20 protein-coding genes and 2 pseudogenes are annotated in these 19064 nt (G+C 60.5%); 17 read left to right on the top strand and 5 right to left on the bottom strand.

What is annotated here, in order from left to right; genetic code table 11:
• The first annotated feature begins 3 nt into the window (after positions 1–3).
• The 8 genes and pseudogenes from B5526_RS09455 (at position 4) to B5526_RS09420 (ending at position 7134) form a co-directional block, all read left to right on the top strand.
• Positions 4–1788, top strand: coding sequence for a PQQ-dependent sugar dehydrogenase (locus B5526_RS09455; protein WP_079537964.1), 1785 nt, complete (start codon positions 4–6; stop codon positions 1786–1788).
• Positions 1789–1797: 9 nt separating this feature from the next.
• Complete coding sequence (locus B5526_RS09450) at positions 1798–2670, top strand: SMP-30/gluconolactonase/LRE family protein (protein ID WP_079537963.1); 873 nt, start codon at positions 1798–1800, stop codon at positions 2668–2670.
• A gap of 607 nt (positions 2671–3277) precedes the next feature.
• Positions 3278–3436 (top strand): annotated as a pseudogene (locus B5526_RS09445) (tRNA-binding protein); the annotation flags it as partial.
• Entirely contained in the window at positions 3423–4382 is a 960-nt protein-coding gene (locus B5526_RS09440; RefSeq protein WP_349642769.1) for an NAD(P)-dependent oxidoreductase, read from the top strand. The pseudogene B5526_RS09445 and the gene B5526_RS09440, both read left to right, overlap by 14 nt.
• 168 nt (positions 4383–4550) lie before the next feature.
• Positions 4551–4805, top strand: a complete 255-nt coding sequence (locus tag B5526_RS09435; protein ID WP_154071230.1) for a hypothetical protein — start codon at positions 4551–4553, stop codon at positions 4803–4805.
• Between the two features lie 451 nt (positions 4806–5256).
• Complete coding sequence (locus B5526_RS09430; RefSeq protein WP_079537961.1) at positions 5257–5985, top strand: DJ-1/PfpI family protein; 729 nt, start codon at positions 5257–5259, stop codon at positions 5983–5985.
• A 112-nt stretch (positions 5986–6097) separates the two neighbouring features.
• The gene (locus B5526_RS09425; protein WP_079537960.1) at positions 6098–6442 is read left to right on the top strand and encodes an EthD domain-containing protein; all 345 of its coding nucleotides are present in this window, start codon (positions 6098–6100) and stop codon (positions 6440–6442) included.
• Between the two features lie 53 nt (positions 6443–6495).
• Entirely contained in the window at positions 6496–7134 is a 639-nt protein-coding gene (locus B5526_RS09420; RefSeq protein ID WP_079537959.1) for a cysteine hydrolase family protein, read from the top strand.
• A gap of 123 nt (positions 7135–7257) precedes the next feature.
• On the opposite strand, the gene B5526_RS09415 is transcribed toward B5526_RS09420, so the two are convergent.
• Positions 7258–8283, bottom strand: a complete 1026-nt coding sequence (locus B5526_RS09415) for an aldo/keto reductase (protein ID WP_079537958.1) — start codon at positions 8281–8283, stop codon at positions 7258–7260.
• 241 nt (positions 8284–8524) lie between these two features.
• The gene (locus tag B5526_RS09410; protein WP_244562242.1) at positions 8525–9013 is read right to left on the bottom strand and encodes a MarR family winged helix-turn-helix transcriptional regulator; all 489 of its coding nucleotides are present in this window, start codon (positions 9011–9013) and stop codon (positions 8525–8527) included.
• Between the two features lie 88 nt (positions 9014–9101).
• Between B5526_RS09410 and B5526_RS09405 the strand changes: the two genes are divergently transcribed.
• From B5526_RS09405 to B5526_RS38895, 6 genes are all read left to right on the top strand, one after another.
• Positions 9102–9392, top strand: a complete 291-nt coding sequence (locus B5526_RS09405) for a muconolactone Delta-isomerase family protein (RefSeq protein ID WP_172842022.1) — start codon at positions 9102–9104, stop codon at positions 9390–9392.
• A gap of 158 nt (positions 9393–9550) precedes the next feature.
• A complete protein-coding gene (locus B5526_RS09400) occupies positions 9551–10300 on the top strand; it encodes an SDR family NAD(P)-dependent oxidoreductase (RefSeq protein ID WP_079537955.1) in 750 nt (249 codons plus the stop codon).
• Positions 10301–10433: 133 nt separating this feature from the next.
• Positions 10434–11561, top strand: coding sequence for an NAD(P) transhydrogenase subunit alpha (locus B5526_RS09395; protein WP_079537954.1), 1128 nt, complete (start codon positions 10434–10436; stop codon positions 11559–11561).
• Between the two features lie 12 nt (positions 11562–11573).
• A complete protein-coding gene (locus tag B5526_RS09390; protein ID WP_079537953.1) occupies positions 11574–11912 on the top strand; it encodes an NAD(P) transhydrogenase subunit alpha in 339 nt (112 codons plus the stop codon).
• Complete coding sequence (locus tag B5526_RS09385) at positions 11909–13294, top strand: NAD(P)(+) transhydrogenase (Re/Si-specific) subunit beta (protein ID WP_079537952.1); 1386 nt, start codon at positions 11909–11911, stop codon at positions 13292–13294. The genes B5526_RS09390 and B5526_RS09385 overlap by 4 nt, the downstream gene beginning before the upstream one ends.
• 119 nt (positions 13295–13413) lie before the next feature.
• A complete protein-coding gene (locus B5526_RS38895; protein ID WP_079537951.1) occupies positions 13414–13965 on the top strand; it encodes a tautomerase family protein in 552 nt (183 codons plus the stop codon).
• A gap of 280 nt (positions 13966–14245) precedes the next feature.
• On the opposite strand, the gene B5526_RS38425 is transcribed toward B5526_RS38895, so the two are convergent.
• Entirely contained in the window at positions 14246–14413 is a 168-nt protein-coding gene (locus B5526_RS38425; protein ID WP_172842021.1) for a hypothetical protein, read from the bottom strand.
• On the opposite strand from B5526_RS38425, the gene B5526_RS39715 reads away from it, so the two are divergent.
• Both B5526_RS39715 and B5526_RS09370 read left to right on the top strand, forming a co-directional pair.
• Positions 14357–15046: a tautomerase family protein gene (locus B5526_RS39715; RefSeq protein ID WP_079537950.1), complete on the top strand. Its 690-nt coding sequence runs from the start codon at positions 14357–14359 to the stop codon at positions 15044–15046. The genes B5526_RS38425 and B5526_RS39715 overlap by 57 nt on opposite strands.
• 647 nt (positions 15047–15693) lie before the next feature.
• Entirely contained in the window at positions 15694–16977 is a 1284-nt protein-coding gene (locus tag B5526_RS09370; protein WP_154071228.1) for an FAD-dependent oxidoreductase, read from the top strand.
• A gap of 164 nt (positions 16978–17141) precedes the next feature.
• Here B5526_RS09370 and B5526_RS37540 read toward each other — a convergent pair whose 3' ends face one another.
• Complete coding sequence (locus B5526_RS37540) at positions 17142–17342, bottom strand: hypothetical protein (protein WP_154071227.1); 201 nt, start codon at positions 17340–17342, stop codon at positions 17142–17144.
• Between the two features lie 960 nt (positions 17343–18302).
• Between B5526_RS37540 and B5526_RS39710 the strand changes: the two are divergent.
• Positions 18303–18503 (top strand): annotated as a pseudogene (locus B5526_RS39710) (alcohol dehydrogenase catalytic domain-containing protein); the annotation flags it as partial.
• 43 nt (positions 18504–18546) lie between these two features.
• On the opposite strand, the gene B5526_RS38890 reads toward B5526_RS39710, so the two are convergent.
• Positions 18547–18852, bottom strand: a complete 306-nt coding sequence (locus B5526_RS38890; protein WP_244562240.1) for a hypothetical protein — start codon at positions 18850–18852, stop codon at positions 18547–18549.
• Positions 18853–19064 lie beyond the last annotated feature (212 nt).

Below are 19064 nucleotides of genomic sequence, written 5' to 3'. Positions count from 1 at the left end.
GCCATGAAATCGCGTCTCACCCATCCCGGCCGCAACTCGGCCCTCTCGGGCATGGCCGTCGCCATCGTACTGGCGGCGGGAGCCTTGCGCGGCCCGGCGGCTGCGCCGGCCTCGGCCGCCCCTGCTACCGCCTGCCCGGGCGGCGACACCGGCATTACGCTGTCCCCCGGCTTCTGTGCGACAGTCTTTGCCGACAATCTGGGGCATGTCCGCCATCTGGTGGTCACTGCCGACGGGACCATCTACGCAAACAGCTGGAGCGGCCGCTATTATCATAACGACACTCCGCCGCCCGGTGGATTTCTGCTTGCGTTGAAGGATAGCGTCGGAGCCGGGCATGCCGATATCGTCAAGCGATTCGGCGAGGGCGTCTCCGACGGTGCCGCCGGAGGCACCGGGATCGCCTTTTACAGCAATGCGATCTATGCCGAGGTCAACGACAGGATCGTGCGCTATGCGCTCAAGCCGGGCGAGATCGTGCCGAGCGGAAAGCCCGAAACGATCCTTTCGGGCATGCTGCTCGGCGGCGACCATCCCATGCATCCGTTCGTGATCGATGCCAAGGGCAATCTGTTCGTCGATTCCGGCTCGGCGACCAATTCCTGCCAGTCTGAGAACCGGATGCCGGACTCGGCCGGAATTCAGCCCTGTACCGAGCTAGAGACGCGGGGCGGTATCTGGCGCTACGACGCCAACAAGACAGGCCAGACTTTTTCGCCCGCCGAGCGCTTTGCCACCGGTATCCGCAATGGCGAAGGATTTGCGTTCGATGCTGCGGGCGATTTGTTTGCGACCCAGCACGGGCGCGACCAGCTTTCGCAGAACTGGCCCAAGCTCTATACCGTGGAGCAGGGCGTCGACCTGCCGGCCGAAGAGATTGTGCAACTTCGCAAAGGTGGCGATTACGGTTGGCCCGAGTGTTATTACGACCAGAATCAGAAGAGGCTGGTGCTGGCGCCGGAGTATGGCGGAGACGGCGGCAAGACGGCGGGAATTTGCGCCGAGAAGCTGCCCCCTGTCGCGGCATTCCCGGGCCATTGGGCGCCGAACGACCTGCTGATTTATAACGGCACCCAGTTTCCCAAGCCCTATCGTGACGGCGCGTTCGTCGCTTTCCACGGGTCGTGGAACCGGGCGCCGCTGACTCAAAGCGGCTATAACGTCGTCTTCCAGCCAATGGCCAAGGGCAAGGCGTCCGCACCCTACATCGTCTTTGCCGACGGCTTTGCCGGCGCCCACAAGGATCCTGGCCGGGCGGCGTTCCGGCCGACCGGGCTGGCAATGGGGCCGGACGGCGCACTCTATATCGCTGACGACGTGCATGGACGGATTTGGCGCGTCACCTACCAGGGCGGCGCGACGGCTCAGTTGCAGTCGGCGCCCCAGCCGGTTGTCGCTGCAGCTTCACCCAATTCGCCCCTGCCGCCCGAAGGCATCCATCCGGATGCCGGCCGCCAGACGGCCGCGCTCTCCTTGCCGCCTGGCGCGACGCGGGAGCAGGTCGCCCTCGGCGATCGCATCTTCCATGGCGAGGCGAGCGACGGGACCTGCAGCGGCTGCCACGGCTCGGATGCCGGTGGCACCTCGGTCGGCCCCCCTCTCAACCGCGGCGTCTGGGCGCAGACCGACGGCAGCCTGCCGTCGATTGCCCACATCATTACAACCGGCGTGACCCATCCCAGGGACTATACCGGGGTCATGCCTCCGAAAGGCGGCGCGCCGCTTTCGGACGACGATGTCGCCGCCGTTGCCGCTTATGTCTGGGCAATCGGTCACAGTGCCAACTGAGGGAAAGCCATGACACGTCTCTTTTCTTGCCTCGCCGCGATGCTGGCTTTTTCAGTCGCAGCCGCGGCGGCGGAGCCCGGGCTCGTCGTCGTCGCCACCGATCCGCACTCCGAGCCCGAAAGCGTCACCGTGGCACCAGACGGTTCGCTGATCCTGGGCAGCGCCAGCAAGCCGGTGATCTATCGCGCCGCCAAAGGCGATACCCAGGCCCGTGTCTTCATCGACGCCAGTTCGGAGGGCGCGGTCACTTTCCTCGGCGTCTTGGCGGATGCGCCCACCAACACGCTCTGGGCCTGCCAGATCATGGGGGCCGGCAACAACCGCCATTCCACCTTGCGCAGCTTCGATCTTTCGACCGGGGCGGCCAAAATTCGCTGGGCTCTGCCCGGCGAGATCAATCTCTGCAACGATTTTACGCTTGGCCCCGATCATGCTCTTTATGTGAGCGACACTTTCGCTCGCCGAGTCTATCGCCTCAGACCGGGCGCACAGGAAGGCGAACTGCTGATTGAAGATCGCACGCTCGACGGCATCGACGGCATCGCCTTCCTGGATGGTGTTCTCTATGTCAACAACGTGATTTCCAACAATCTCTACCGCATCCCGCTGGATGGCTCAGGAAAGGCCGGTGTGCCCGAGCAAATCTGGCCGGATCGCCCGATCAAGGGGCCGGACGGCATGCGCGCCGCCCATGGCAAGCTGTTTCTGGCGGAGAACCATAACGGGCGAGCCAGCATGATCACCGTCAATGGCGATCAGGCCACCGTCACCACTGTGCTAGACGGCCTAAGCCAACCCACCGCCATCGAGCCGTCGGGCGACATGCTGTGGGTAGGGGATCGTGGATCCGACAAGGCGATCGCCATCCAGCTGCCGCGCTGACGGGAAGTCACGCTCTCGCCGCCATCGTCTCTTCCTGGAGGACCGTGACGGAGGCTTGCGGGACGGCAAGGGGCAATTATCTGAACGAACCGGTAGTGCCGCTGCGCAAGATCGCGGATGCCGGCTAGTGCTTTTCATCGCAAACCCGACCGGCGGAAGAGCCGAAAACGGCGATGGTGGCTGACGGCTTCGCCCGCTACGCCGCCGCCTAGCGCCGGCGAAAGAGTTCACGCGGATCTGGGAGGGCTCCACCGCGCTGCGCCGCCCTGGTTGGCGATTTAGTTTTGATGACCGCGAGGAACATCTTGGGGCTATCGATCAGAATGCCCATCGCTCATGCTATGCATGAAAAGTTTGCGTTTGGCACAATGATCCGTCGAGCGTAGCAGTGTGTCTGAGGTTAAACATGCTCACCCGATGAGGCCGCCACGGCTCCATGAGCAGAACGGGTCCCCTGAACATCTACTGCGATTGATCGCGGTCTCGAAGACCTGTTCCTTGACGCCAGAGTCTTCAGGCTCAGCTGCTTTGTCTAGATCGCCAGTCCGTGGCGTGCGCGCGACATCGTTTCTATTCGACGGGGACTGAACTCGATCCGCGTAAGGGCCTGATCGGGCGGCAGGTGGCGGCCGTGGTCAATTTCCCGCCGCGACAAATCGGCCCGTTCATATCGGAGGTTCTGACCTTCGGATCTACCGACGAGGCGGGCGAGGTCGTGTTGTTCGCGCCGGATCGTCCCGTTCCGAATCGCGATGGGCTATTTTGAAAAAATGCTGGCGACGCCAAGCGTGGAACGCGACACGAGCAAAACATCACAAGGAGTATCGAACGTGGATATCGGCTTCATCGGTCTCGGCGCCATGGGTTCCGCCATCGCCACCAATCTCGTCAACACATCGGGCCACGCCATAACGGTTTGGAACCGGACTGCGGCGAAGGCGGAGTCCCTGGTCGCGGTGGGCGCCAAGCTCGCCAAGACGCCCAAGGAAGCGGGCGCCGGCAAGAGCATCGTCTTCAGCATGCTGGCGGATGATTCCGCCCTGCACGCGGCGCTTTCCGGCGATGACGGCCTGCTGGCGGGGCTGCCCAAGGGCGCGCTCCACGTCTCGCTCAGCACGATCGCCGTGGCCACGGCTGACCAGGTCGCGGCGCTGCATCACGAGCGCGGGCAGCGCTATGTCTCGGCGCCGGTGTTCGGGCGGCCGGACGCCGCGGCCGCCGGCAGATTGTTCATCGCCGCCGCCGGCGCCGCGCCCGACCTCGACGAGGCCGAACCGGTGTTGGCGGCGATCGGCCAGAAGGTATTTCGCATCGGCGACAAGCCGTCGGCCGCCAACCTCGTCAAACTCTGCGGCAACTTCGCCATCCTCGCGGCGATCGAGACCATGGCTGAGGCGATGGCGCTCGCCGAAAAGGGCGGCGTTGCCAAGGCCAAGCTGCTCGAGGTTTTGACCGGCACGCTGTTCGATGCGCCGGTCTACCGCACCTACGGCCGCATCCTGGTCGAGGAGCGCTTTACCCCCGCCGGCTTCAAGGCGCCGCTCGGCTTGAAGGATATGCGACTGGTCGGCGAGGCCGCCGACAAGAGCCGCGTGGCCATGCCGTTGCTGAGCCTGGTGCGCGACCATCTGCTGGAGACGATCGCCAAGGAGGGCGAGGACATCGACTGGACCGGCATCGGCAAGACCGTCGCCCGCAACGCCGGCATTTAGGGCCTCGGGCCACGAGACGGCGGGTTTCAGCCCGCTGTCCGCGTCGGCCCTCGATCTGCTCCAGAGTGCGGCCGTTGGTCTCCGGCACCAGGGCCCAGGCGAAGGCAAAGCCTCCGACCGTCAGCACGGCGAAGAGCAGGAAGGTGCCGGCCGGGCCCGAGCCGCCGGATGAGATCCAGAAACACCACGGTCACCGCGACATTCGATCCCCAATTCCGGCTGCGCATGATCGCGTCCGGCCTGCGCGGCGTACTGCGGGCCAGCGCCAGCCGCGATGAAATCGCGATCGTGGATGCAAGCGGTTTCGCCATGCAGCTCGATATCTGGCCGATCCATCGGGGGGAGTTCGGCAATCTGGGGCGCACGATTGAGAGGTTGACGGCGATGGTGGCTGACGGCTTCGCCCGCTACGCCGCCGCCTAGCGCCGGCGAAAGAGTTCGCGCGGATCCGGGCGGGCTCCACCGCGCTGCGCCGCCCTGGTTGGCGATTTAGTTTTGATGACCGCGACGAACATCTGGGGGGCCATCGATCACAATGCCCACCGGTCATGCTATGCATGAAAAACTTGCGTTTGCCGCAATGATCCGTCGAGCGTAGCAGTGTGTCTGAGGTTAAACATGCTCACCCGATGAGGCCGCCACGGCTCCATGAGCAGAACGGGTCCCCCGAACATCTACTACGATTGATCGCGTCTCGAAGACCTGTTCCTTGACGCCAGAGTCTTCAGGCTCAACTGCTTTGTCTAGATCGCCAGTCCGTGGCGTGCGCGCGACATCGCTTCGATTCGACGGATACCGAACTCGATCCGTGTGTGAAGACAGCAATCGTACTTACCGAACATCCGAATGAATTCGCATCCGAGGATAGACAATCATGACCCAGACAATTTCACCACTGAGGGCACTTCTCAACGTCGAGGCGTCAGCTTCGCTGCCCAGGCTCTCCAACGCGCAAATGCTCGACGCACCGGAAAACAGCGCGATCCGCGATATCTGGGTGTTGCCACCCGACAAACCCAAGCTCCATGCAGGCCGGAAGATCGCCGTCGTCGCGACCGACGGTGTCGAGGAGATCGAGCTGACCACTGTCCTGCACTATTTCCGGTCGCGCGGTGCGCAGGTTGACTTGGTCGCGCCCAAAAAGCCCAGCTACCCGGGTTTCCATGGCATCCAGTTTCCCGACGTGCGTGAAACCCACATCATGACGATTACCTTTATCGCTACCGGCGGCTGGATCAAGATCGACCGGCTTCTGGAGGACGCGTCCGCCAAAGACTACGACGTTGTGATCGTTCCGGGCGGCGTCTGGAATCCCGACGCGCTACGCAACGATGCGAAGGCGATTGGGTTCGTTCAGGCCGCCGCCGCGGCGGGCAAGATCGTCGCTGCGATCTGCCATGGTCCTTGGGTCCTTTCGGATGCCGGACTGACTCGCGGCAAGCGCGCCACCGGCTGGTGGAGTATCAAGCCGGACCTGGAAAATGCAGGCGCGACCTTTATCGATGAACCCGCGGTCACCGACGGCAAGATCGTCACTGAGCGCGCGCCCATCGATCTGGCGGCATTTGTCCACGCGATCGATAACGTGCTCGTGGCGGCGTAACGGCCAGAAGCGCCCGGGTCGGGTCCGCGACGACCCGGCCCGAAGCGCGACTGGAAGAATGCATCCGCTGATCCGTGGTTAAGGGATTTGGTCAACTCGATCGGAGAATGAAATGATCAAACTAAGTATTCTCATGGTGCGCCGAAGCGATTTTACATACGACAAGTTCATCCAATACTGGCGTGAGGTTCATGCGCCCCTCTTCGCCGCCCAGTCGGAATCGAAGAAATACGTTCGGCGCTACATTCAAGATCACAGAACGGGCGATGCGTTGCCAGGGACAACAGCCTCCAACTTCGACGGCATCGCTGAGATTTGGTTCGATGACATCGCCGGGGCAAAAGCATTCTTCGAATCGGATGGCTATCGGAAGAACGTGATCCCTGACGAAGAAGCATTCATGGATCGCAAGCGCTGCGAGCTCCTGTACACCCGCGAATACAATGTCATGGCCTAACGCCCCTGACATTTGTCTCTTCATCTGTAACTTTTCTTGTGAGAGGCTTTACGATGAGCGCCCCAGTGTTTGAGAAGGATCTGACGGGCCTTCTGGTAGTTGATCCCTACAACGACTTTATCTCGGAGGGTGGTATTCTATGGCCGCTGATAAAGGAGGTAGCAGAAGCGGTCGACTGCGTACCGAACATGCTTGCCGTCCTTCGGGCCGCCCGTGCCGCAGGCATCCGGGTCTTCTTCGCACCGCATCACCGAGACCGGGGGCCCGAGGATGAAATCGAGGGCTGGAAGTACATCGCACCCATTCAGAAATTCGGCCACGAACGACGTATCTTCGGAGCTGGAACCTGGGGCGGAACCTTTCGCGAAGAATTCACGCCGCTGCCTGGCGAAGTAGTTGCGCAAGAACACTGGTGCTCCAGCGGTTTCGCGGAAACAGACCTGGATCTGCAGCTTAAGAAGCACGGTATCCATAGGTTGATCGTGATTGGCCAAAAGGCGAATACCTGCATCGAAGCCACGGTGCGTTACGCCGCAGAACTCGGATACGACGTCACTCTGGTGAAGGATGCGATCGCCAGCTACAATTTTGAAGAGATGCGGACGACACTGGAAATCAATCTCCCCAATTATGCCACCGCTATCCTTAGCGCCGCGGACACAATAACGGCGCTCGAACACACAACACTCTGATCTTCGAGCCTGTTCATGAAGAGACTTTAAAAAACTGCTTAAGAAGCTCCGACTTGACGGATCTTCTCGCTGGCTATGACGATAATCCCGATCAGGATGCCTGATGTGCTCTCGGGATCTCTATTAGGCAGGGAATGGATTTCTCTCCGCAAATCCCTCCTGGTGCCAATAAGGATAGGTCGGGATGACCCGGCTGGCCTTATCCAGGCGCTGAACCTGATCGGGCGTCAGGGCCCAGCCAATGGCTCCGAAATTTTCCGACAATTGCGTTTCGTTGCGCGCGCCGATGATGAGGCTCGCGACGGTGGGACGTTGAAGGAGCCAATTGAGCGCGATCTGCGTCACCGATTTCCCTGTCTCGCGGGCGGTCTCATCGATTGCGTCGATGATCGTGAAGAGATGCTCGTCCTCCACGAAAGGACCGTCTTCGGGCCTCAGGCCGCGCCGGCTCACTTCAGGCACGGATAGACCCCGCCGGATCTTGCCGGTGAGGCGCCCGGACGCCAAGGGGCTCCAGACGATTGCGCTGACCCCCTGGTCGAGCCCGAGCGGCATGAGTTCACTTTCGTATTCGCGGTTGGCCAGCGAATAATAGGCCTGATGCGCGACATGGCGTGGCAAATTGTAACGCTCCGCCACCGCCAGCGACTTCATCAGATGCCAGCCTGAAAAGTTCGAGCAGCCCACATAGCGGATCTTGCCGGCGCGGACGAGATCGTCGAGGGCGCTCAAGGTTTCCTCAATCGGCGTCCTGGCGTCGAAGCCGTGAAGCTGAAAAATGTCGATATAGTCGGTCCCAAGGCGCTTCAGGGCTTTCTCGCAAGCGTTGATCAGATGATAGCGAGAAGAACCCACGTCATTGGGGCCTTCTCCCGAGCGGAAAGTGGCCTTCGTTGAGATGATAACGCGATCGCGCTTGCCTTTGATCGCCGCGCCGAGGATTTCCTCTGCAAGCCCGGCGGAATAGATGTCGGCGCTGTCGAACATGTTCAGGCCAAAGTCGAGGCACATGTCGACGAGGCGCGTCGCCTGCTCCGCCTGGGTATCACCCCAAGCGGCAAAAAAAGCACCCTTGCCGCCGAAGGTAGCGGTTCCAAGGCTTAGTGCCGGAACGCGGAAGCCGGAACGGCCGAGATATCGATAGTCCATTGGGGTTTCTCCAACTTGGTTTTCATTCGACGGGGTTTGTTCAAGCCGTGGCCGCAACGACGTTCGGCTTGCCTGGCTTGGACAGGGTCACAACGAGAAGCGATGCGACGAGGCGGAAGGCGCCGGCAACGAGCCGGGCAGGAAGATAAGTCCCAAATTCTGTCCGCGTGCTCCCAGCCCCGAACGCGTCGGCCGGCTGCAAATGTCGCTTCTCAAATCGATCATAAGGTGTCCGGAATATTTATCGGCTGGTCGACGCCAGCGCCGTTTCGAAAGTTTCAGTGAAGTCGTTCGCTGCGAGAAACTGCATCACTACGCGCAAGTCCTCGGATTCGGTGGCCCCAAAAGCGGCTTCGAAGCCCCGCTGGGCGGCCTCCCACAGGGCATCCGATTTACGGAGCTTGGACCGTCCCAAGCGGGTCAGACTGATCAGCCGGTTGCGCCGGTCCTGCGGATCGACGGCGATCGTGACCAGCTTTTCGCGGGTGAGCGGCTTCAAGGTGTGAGCAAGACCGCCGGCGTCCATCACCAACGCGTCGGCCAGCGCGCCGACCGTCGTCGGCTCGTAACGCCCGATTTCCGCCAGTATCGCTCGTTGCGTCGTCTTCAGGCCGCTCGGCGCGAGCGCCGTATCGTAAAGCTGCGAGATTCGTCGCGACGCCTTTCGCAATTCCGTGCAATGGCAGCGTCCTTCGCTTTCCGGTCGTGTGTACCGGGTTCTCTCGTTCATGTGATGATCTCCGCCTTGATTTGTAAGCATATGCTGCTATTTTGTCAAACGCAAGCATATGCTGGTATCAACTCTAGGAGCGCTCAAAATGCAGTTCATGACCCTGTTCTCCTGGCATCCCGATAAGGCGGAAACCCCCGCTCCCGCAGATCTCAGGGAGGCGGAGTTCGAGATGATACGTGGCCTCTACGCGGCCGGTTTGGTTCAACAAATCTGGCTTCGCGGTGACGCCGGAGGCGCCTGCGCAATTGTGGAAGCCCCCTCGGCTGACGAAGTCGCAGAAAAGTTCAACGCGCTTCCTCTCATCCGCGAAGGCTACCTGCAGCCTCCGATGATCGTTCCACTGAAGCCGTATTCAGGCTTCGCTCCCCGCTCCTGAGGGAAGCGCTCGTACGATCCATGCGGGACGCTGGGTGCGCGAGCAAACCATTTTCGACCTTTGGAGCCGTGACAGAAGAAGAGCGGGCGAGGAGAGGGCAAGGCCGAACGCGCTGCGTCCTGGAGAACTGCCTGGTTCAACCGACAATTGAGGAAAAAATGCCGAAACTCGATGGAAAGATCGCTGTCATCACTGGTGGAAACTCTGGGATCGGCCTGGCGACGGCCAAGGTTTTCGTGAAAGAAGGCGCGCGCGTTTACATCACGGGCCGCAGGCAGGCAGAACTCGATGCCGCCGCCGCCCTTCTTGGACCGAGTGCTAAGGCCGTCCAGGGCGACGTCGCCAAGCCGGCTGATCTCGACCGGCTCTACGACCAGATCCGCAGTGACGTGGGACGGGTCGACGTCGTTTTCGCAAATGCCGGCGTGGTGATTCCGACCCCGCTCGGCAGCCTGACGGAGGAGCACATCGACTATCAGCTCGACGTGAATGTGAAGGGCGTGATCTGGACCGTCCAGAAGGCCCTGCCTCTGATGGGGCCGGGCGGCTCGATCATCTTGAACGCCTCGATCGTCGCCTCAAAAGGCTGGGCTAATTGGAGCGTCTACAGCGCCTCAAAGGCGGCGGTCCGCAACTTCGCCAGGACATGGTCGTCGGATTTGCGGGGCCAGGGCATCCGGGTCAACGCGATCAGCCCTGGGGTGATCCCGTCGCCCGCGCACGAAAACGCCGCCGCCAGCCGTGACGCGCTGAACAGCTTCATGGAACACGCGGCAAGCATAACGCCCCTTGCCCGAACGGGAACCGATGAGGAGGTTGCGAAGGTCGTCGCCTTTCTGGCCTCCGACGACAGCAGCTTCATCGCCGCCAGCGAGATCTTCGTCGATGGCGGCCTAGCCCAGATCTGACGAACGGCGGTCCGCTCTCTCACCCACATCGCCGACTCCGATGCCTGTGAAATCGCCTTGGGCCGCCGGATCGAACATCGGAGCCGTTTTGCGGCAGGGACGGCGGGCGTGGCGCTAACCCAGGGAATGAATCATGACTACTGGATCTTCGGCCCTTGTATCGCTCGGGCTACTGCGCGAACGGCTCCCCGGAGAGCGTCGCGTCGCTTTGACACCCGCTGATGTGAAGAGGCTCTCTGCAAAGGCGATTGTGACTGTTGAGACGGGCGCAGGGCTAGAGGCCGGTTTCCCCGACGACGCGTATGCGAATGCTGGAGCCCATCTGGCAGACCTGCAACAGGTTCTCGATGGCTCGGCTGTCATCGCCAAGGTTCGGGCTCCGGACGCCAGTCAGACACCCCGCGCCGGCGGCGTCCTTATTTCGCTCGGCGGCCGCGACGCCGGCTTGGCGAAACGGCTTCAAGAGCGACCAGTCTCCCATCTCGCTCTTGAACGTGTGCCGCGGATAAGCCGGGCACAAGCGATGGATGTGCTTTCGTCCCAGGCGTCGGTGGCGGGCTATGTTTCCGTTCTCGAGGGCGCCCGCCTACTAGATATTCTGTTGCCGATGCTGACGACGGCCGCGCGCATCATCAAGCCGGCCAAGATGATCGCGCTCGGCGCAGGGGTCGCCGGTCTGCAGGCGATCGCGACCGCGCGCCGGCTGGGTGCGATCACGCACGGGTTCGACGTCCGAGACGCCGCGCGGGAGCAGGTTGAGAGCCTCGGTGCGAAATTTGTATCGGTAGATCTCGCCATGCCAACGGCGGAAGGCGCCGGCGGCTACGCCGGAGAGCAATCCCTGGAACAGCAGGAGCGGCTCCGCCGGACGCTTGCGCCGCATCTGGCCGCTATGAACCTCGTCATCACCACCGCCCAGATCCCTGGCCGACCGGCGCCGCTATTGATCGACGAGGCGACCATTGCCCAGATGCCGTCGGGTTCTGTGATCGTTGACCTCGCGGCGGAGACCGGCGGCAACTGTGCGCACACTCGGCCGGATGAGTTGGTCACGGTCGATGGCGTTCGCATTCTCGGTCCGACGAATCTTGCGAGTGCCGCAGCGACGGACGCAAGCCGGCTCTTTAGCGGGAACATCCGCTCCCTGCTTGATCACCTCATCGACGAGGCGGGCCGCCTGAGACTGGACCCTGCCGATCCGATCACCGGGCCGCTGCTCGGCGTCCAACCGCCCGCCACGACTTCATCAGCGGCAGCGTAAGGAGGCCGATTCGTGAGTGCGACCACTACCATTCAGCTTTTTGTTTTCCTGCTCGCCGGTTTCGTCGGAATGCAGGCGATCAACCGCATACCTCCCTTGCTTCACACGCCGCTAATGGCCGCCACCAACGCGATTTCCGGCATTTCGCTGGTCGCATCGTTGGTCCTGGCCGGAAGCAATGAGGGGGATCTTGCCACAGTGCTGGGGACCATCGCAGTGGCTTGCGCCGTCGCCAATATCGTCGGGGGATTCCTGATTACGGATCGCATGCTGGCGATGTTCAAGCGCACGCCAACCGCCACGGAAGCCCAGCAAGTAGGGGATGGCGCATCGAGCGTCACGAAATCATGATCGAGACATTGATCCAACTCGCCTACCTCCTGGCAGCGTTTTTCTTCATCATGGCTCTTCGGGCTCTGGGACGCCCGGAAAGCGCGCGCCGCGGCATGCAACTCGCCGCCTTCGGGATGGCGGTCGCCGTACTGGCCACGCTCCTTCATGCCCGCATCGTCAGTTATGAGTGGCTCGCCGTCGGCGCCATGATTGGCGCGGTGGTAGGCTATCCGCTCGGCATGTGGGTGCCGATGACCGCAATGCCGCAGCGGATAGCTTTGAGCCACGCGTTCGGTGCGCTGGCAGCTACCTTGGTGGGCGTCGGCGAATACACGCACAATGCGGCCACCGGGTCGCTTGCTGGAGGACATGTCCTTGCGCTGGGGCTGGAGGTGCTGTTCGGTGGACTCACCGTCACCGGAAGCCTGATGGCGTTCGGCAAGCTGCAGGAAATCCTGCCTGGCCGACCCCTGACCTTTCGCGGGCAAAACACCATGAATTTGGTGCTGCTCGCCGCGGCAGTCATCGGTTTGGGTTGGCTGATCGTCTCGCCAAATGAAGTGTGGGTCTTCGCCGCGATGCTGGCGATCGCCGTGCTCGTCGGGATCCTCTTTGTCCTGCCGATCGGCGGCGCGGACATGCCGGTAGTCGTGTCGTTGCTGAATTCTTATGCCGGCCTCGCTGCCGTCGCCACGGGATTTGCGATCGACAACAACATTCTGATCATCGTTGGCGCCCTCGACGGCCTCAGCGGCTTCATCCTCTCGATCGCGATGAGCAAGGCTATGAATCGCTCCTTTGCCAATGTGCTCTTTGGCGCCTTCGGCTCTGCAGAGGCTGGCGGTGTCGTGACCGCCTCCGCCGGAGGCGAAATGTCCACCACAAGCGCGGAAGACGCCGCGCTGCGATTGGCATATGCCAATCGCGTGATCATGGTCCCCGGGTATGGCTTGGCCGTATCACAGGCTCAGCACCAAATTCGGGAGCTTGGCGATCTCATTGAGAAGCGGGGAGGAGACGTCCGCTATGCCATACATCCGGTCGCAGGCCGCATGCCCGGTCACATGAACGTACTGCTCGCCGAGGCTGGGATCCCTTATGACAAACTTGTCGACATGGAGGAGATCAACGGTCGTTTCTCGGAAACCGACGTCGCAGTCGTCGTAGGCGCCAATGATGTCGTCAACCCCGCTGCTCGCACTAACCCGGCCTCGCCGATCTTTGGCATGCCGATCCTCAAGGTGTCCGAGGCCAAGAGTGTCCTTGTGCTCAAGCGCGGCAAAGGGAAGGGGTTCTCCGGTGTGGAAAATGATCTCTTCGTAGAACCGAAGACGTCGATGCTGTTCGGAGATGCACGTCAATCGCTCTTGGACCTTGGGCTGCAGGTCAAAGGGGCTTGAGGCATCGCATCCAGCGTTTCGCACATCGGCCAAAACACTCTTCTGCCTGACGAAATTGAACAAGGCGAACCGTCAACGTGCGCGATTTAGATATCTTTAACTCTTGAGGGAAGGCTCAGATGGACGAACAGGCGCTACCCACCGCGTACCCACGACGCGACGTGATAAAGGCGGGCTTGCTGATCGGCGCGGTCGCGGGTGTCGCGGGCGCGGCGGGTCCACTGCACGCGCTTGATGCGGGACAACCCGAGACTGCTCGAGATGGAGAGAGGAGATCAACAAGTCTGTTGGCGAGAATAGATTTGAGTAAGGACGCGCCGCCCGAGCGTGTTAGGGTCGCGAGCGAAGCGATCTACCATGCCATGGCCGAGGTCGCCAATGTACCGTTGCATGACACGTTTCAGGTCGTAACGCGGCATGCTCCCGACGAAATCATATACCCGGAAGAGGGTTATCTCGGCCTGAGCTATACACGCGACCTCATCATCATACAGGTCACCTGGGTCAGCGGGCGTTCGGTCGACGTGAAGAAGAAATTCTTCCACCAGGTCGCTGACGAGATCCACGAGAAGGCTCATGTGCGAAAAGAGGATATCTGGATCAGCCTGGTCAACACAAATCGTGAAGACTGGTCGTTCGGCGATGGCGAAATGCAATATGCGCCGAAGTGAAAGCCAAGGTCGCCCCGGCACAAGTGCACTATCGGTCAGTAAACGATACGCAAAAGCGTTTGCCGCACGGTCACGATCGCCGGATTTTCGCTATCCGCCAGGGCCGCCGACAATGACGCCAGCATTTCCGTTGCCCGTATTCCACCCTAGAGTGTTGGTATCAGAAGCTTGATAAAGCCGCCGATCTGCAGGTCAAGCGAATGCAGGCGGAGTGCCGGCAGCACCTCAGCGACCTCGTCACGGCACCGGAGGAGCAGCAGCTATATGTCGGCAGCGCCATTCAGGCGCGGCGGCGTTCGACGCCGCCCAGCAGCAAGTCGCGCAGGCCGACATCAACCTCAAGCGGGCGCAGGTGCGTAGTCCCGTGAACGGCCATGTCACCAATCTTCTGATGCGGGTGTGCCTCCGAATCGTTAGCTCCGAGGCACCAGCAGGGTTTGGTCATCATGGCCTATTCCGCCGTCCCATCGCCAAGTCGCCGCCATCGTGTCACGATCGCAAGTTGCCAATTATGGCTTATGTGCGTGTGCCGACTATTACATGCAACGCACAAAGTCGCTTCGGGCGAAACGCGGTTCGTTCGAAAAAGAAGTTCATTCGTAAGGAGAGATCGATGCCAACCTACGTGTGTTACCTGCCAAGAGACAGGTTCAGCCCAGATCAAAAACGTCAGATTGTGGACGCGATCACCTTTCGCCATACCGAGGCGACCGGCGCCCCTTCTTATTTCGTGCAAGTGGTGATCGAGGAGGCCCGAGCGGATCGCTATTTGGGCGGCGAACACACGTCTGATCACATTTGGGTCCGCGGTGATATACGCGCGGGTCGCACCGAGGAACAGCGGACTGGCATGATGACGAAGATGATGCAGGACATCAGCCCCGTCACTAGCGTTTACGAGTTCGGTCGGCTTGGTTCCTCTACTCGCCAGTGTTACCTTTCTCGCAACAGTATCAGCGTCAGCCCAGAGCACCACAACAGCGATCCAAGGGGCCCAGCGACGCCTCGCCGCGAGACCACCCATAGGTGGCCGCGATCGGCTTCATCAGAGGCCCAAGAAAATAGAAATAGAGCGAACTGATGCCGGTAGACACGCCAAGGAACGCACCTAAGAGTAAGCGCCCTTGCATCCAGACGGTCGTCTTTCGCTGATCGCTCAGCGCGGTCGTGCCGTGCATGATTCCCCCAGCGCCCGTCTCTTGCGGACTGCTTCGCGTTCGGTCGCATCGGTCCTAGCGTTAGCGCCAAAGACGCGGGATCGACTGAAACCTGCATCACGATTAAGCGATGCTAGGTTTCCTTTCTAAACTTGTAAATAGGTATTTTGATCGCGCGGACTTCTGGACGTGAGATCGCTAACTCCCTCGACCTCGTCACGCACTTGTGAAACTAGTCGGCCACAGGCTCCCAGCCGCATCGACCCAACGGCAGGTTTCGGTATCCGCGCAGTACGATTGCACCTAGGACAGGTTTATTAATAAAACTATATTACAGCCGTAACGCGCTTTTCCAAAGTAGAAATGTTGCTGTAGTTCGGACCCTTGATTCTGTGTCCGTCAAAGGCATGAGCAGTGGATCGCTGACCAACTTGTGTCCCCAGCGCGCTTCGCTTCCGAAGACTTCGCTGTTTGCTCGACCATAAGGCACAGGAAATGATGCGAGGCCATCATCGTGATACTCACCCCCATAGCTAAGCATGCGATTGTGATAGGCGCGGGAATCGGCGGCTTGGCAGCCGCTGCTGCGGTCGCCGGCCACTTCGAACGTGTTACCGTTTTGGAACGTGACGTGCTCCCGCTTGACGCTTCTCCACGGCCGGGCACGCCCCAGGACAACCAATTACATGTGCTGCTCACCGGCGGACAGCGTGCGCTCGGCGAGCTTTTCCCGGGCTTTGCTGATGATCTTGCCCGAGCTGGAGCTGTGCCGATTCGGCTAAATCTTGATTTTCGCGAAGAGTTCCCGGGCTTCGACCCCTTCTTCCCGCAGCGCGATCTGGGCTGGGACTTATATGGCATGTCGCGACCACTGCTCGAACTTATCGTGCGACGAAACGCGCGGAAACTACCCAATATCGCCATGCGCGACGGTTGCCGCGCTCTGCATATAGTTGCCAGCAAAGACGGCTCCGCAACTGGGGTTCGGCTTGAGACCAAAGACAGAACTGATGAGACGCTTCCGGCCGATCTCGTCATTGACGCGTCTCGTCGCGGGGCCCTTGCGTTGTCTTTCCTTGAAGCGACCGGGCGTCCGCGACCCGCACAGACCGAGATCGGCGTCGATCTCTCCTATGCCACCGCGACCTTTGCGATTCCGGAGGGCTCGAGAAACTGGAAGGCTGTGGTAACGATCCCTGAAATACCGGCGAGCAGCAGAACCGGCTATCTGGTGTCGATCGAAGGCAACCGCTGGATAGCGCTGATCAGCGAACGGCATATCGAAATGCCCTCCCCGGATCCGGACGAGTTCATGGGCCGAATGCAGCAGCTCCGGACGTCAACGATCTATGACGCCATCAAGGATGCCCGGCGGCTGGACGGCATCCACCGCTTCAGCATCCCGGAAAACTCGTGGCAGCATTACGAACAGCTCGGGGACTTCCCGCGAGGACTGCTTCCGATCGGTGACGCGATCTGCCGCTTCAATCCGATCTATGGCCAGGGCATGACCGTCGCCGCAGGGGAAGCCTGCATCCTCAGAGATCTGCTTGCAAAGCGGGCAGGGTCGAAGGATCCTCTCGCTGGACTGGGACAGGCCTTCCTTGCGGGGATCCAACCCTTGCTCACGGATGCGTGGTCGCAGTCGGCGGTACCCGATTTTGCGCATCCGCAGACCCGGGGAGAACGGCCTGCCGATTTGGACGATTCGCTCCGATTTGGAGGAGGGCTTCTGCGTCTTGCGGGCCAGGACGCGACCGTCCATAAGCTTATGATGGGGGTTCGCCAGCTGATCGAGCCCGGTAGCGCTCTTGGTGATCCCGAGCTCGTGCGTCGCGTGACCTCGCAGGGATAACCGAATGCAGCTTGAAGAACATTCGGCTGTTATTGAATCTTGGGCTTTTTCGGTAATTGATAGTTCCAATGAATTCTTCTTTAAGCGCGATAGAAGCCGCCAAGCTGTTCACATCTGGAAGCCCCAATGCTCCAGCAATCGTCTTCCATCGCGTGTCATTCGACTTAGGCGTTGCTCGTCTCCGCTAGGTCATTCGAGCGGTTCGCAATTCTTTCTTTGAATGGGTCAGACTGCCTGAATTGCTTCCATTCCTCCGCTTCTGCCAGCCAGTATTCCATCAGCGAGTATTCCATTTCCTTTCTGGCAAGTGCAGCCAGCTCACGGCACATGGCCTCCAACGCTGCGAACTGTTTTTTTGAATACATGGGCTTTCCGGTCGCTGCTCAGCCTAACCCACTCCTTATCAAGGCCAACTGACAATTTCGTAATGCGATTTGACACGTTCGAGAGTATGTTTCCGAATGTGTAATCCACATGACAAAGCCAAGCGCTTTGGTGCAATTGGTAGGTACAAGAGTAAAAGATAATTTATGGAAAAGAAGATTTCGGTTACGCGCGAGTGCGAGGGAACAGGCTTTGTTGCAGTAACAGATAACGGTCGATCCAGGGCATCAATTGGATCCGTGGGGGGCAGTGTTGGATGTTGCGCGCAAGGCCATCGACGCAGCGAAAGCAAAAACCATGTCGTTGAGGCTTATTGTCTTTCCGTCGAACTACTTTCCCACTTCCGACCGGGACGGCATGGCGAAGTTGAAAATCTTCGCTGGAGAGAACGGAGCGGATATCGTCGTCGAATTGTCGGATACCGTACCCCCGCCCCGAGGGTGGCCTTACCATCGTGCTATCGACCCACGAGCCCGAACATGCTTTTGTGATTGCCGATAGGGTCGGATACTTGGTAACGATCGCTTCATGACCGGGCCGGTTGAGGCGGTTATGACATCGCAGGAATTATCGCAACTTTATTGCGTCGCCCTGAATGTCGAACAGCCGCCGTCGGGACGGCTTGTAGTGGGCTTTCCGACCACCAGATCCGAAACAAGTACAAGGCAAGTTCGACGTTGTGGAGAGGCCAGACATAAAGACAGGCCAGTCTCTCAGCGAGATTGCCTATACCTGCGGCTTTCGCGACTACACTAATTTTGCACAACAATTCCGTCGTCGGTTACGCGCCGAGCGCCCACTCCGATGGAGATGGTCGCGGCGTCAATGGAACAGTGCGCACCACCAATAGTGAAAGTGCGGTTTAGGGTCATAACGCCGACCGGCCCGTGACCTAGATTTCTCTGCGACACCGGTGCGGGTCCGTTTGCAGAGATGCCATTATGAATACGCCTACGACTTTCAAAGGCTACGCCGCGCTCTCTCGAGCCGCGCCCCTCCTCCCCTTCAAATACAGTCCCGGTCCGCTTGGTGCCGAACAGGTCGATATCGCCGTGAACTATTGCGGTGTCTCTCCGTCCGACATCTCGATGATCGAGGACGCTTGGGGATTTAGCGCCTTTCCACTGGTGCCGGGCCACGAGGTCGTAGGCACCCATCGCCTCGGCTGCGCCGCAGGTGTAACACCTACAAATGGGCCAGCGGGTTGGCTTGGGCTGGCAGTCGGCGAGCTGCATGTTCTGCCATCAACGCCGGTCGGGCGAACACAATCTTCGCCCGCAGCAAGAGCGCACCATCGCGCATGGACACGGCGGTTTCGCCGATCGGGTCCGTTGCGATTGGACCTTTGCCCTGGCTTTGCCAGAGACGCTCACTTTCGAAATGTCCGGACCGCTGTTTTGTACCGGCATCACCGTGTTCAATGCGATGGTGCAATTCGGCGTGAAGCCGTCGGATCGTGTCGGGGTCATCGGCATCGGTGGCCTGGGACATCTGGCGCTGCAATTCTTGAACACGTGGGCTGCGACGTGCACGCGTTCAGGTCGAGCGATGGCAAACGCGGCGAGACGCTGCGGCTGGGCGCATCACGTGGTTGGCGGATGGACGACATACGGCCGGTGACCGGCTTCCCGCTCGGTATGATTAAAGCCGCTCGAGTATGAGGAGCCGGAAAATGAGTACAGGCTGAAGCGTTCACCCCGGCA

The organism is Bradyrhizobium lablabi (genome assembly GCF_900141755.1).
Taxonomy (GTDB): domain Bacteria; phylum Pseudomonadota; class Alphaproteobacteria; order Rhizobiales; family Xanthobacteraceae; genus Bradyrhizobium; species Bradyrhizobium lablabi_A.
The sequence above is the reverse complement of the archived record's forward strand: the minus strand, read 5'-3'. Positions and strand labels throughout refer to the sequence as shown.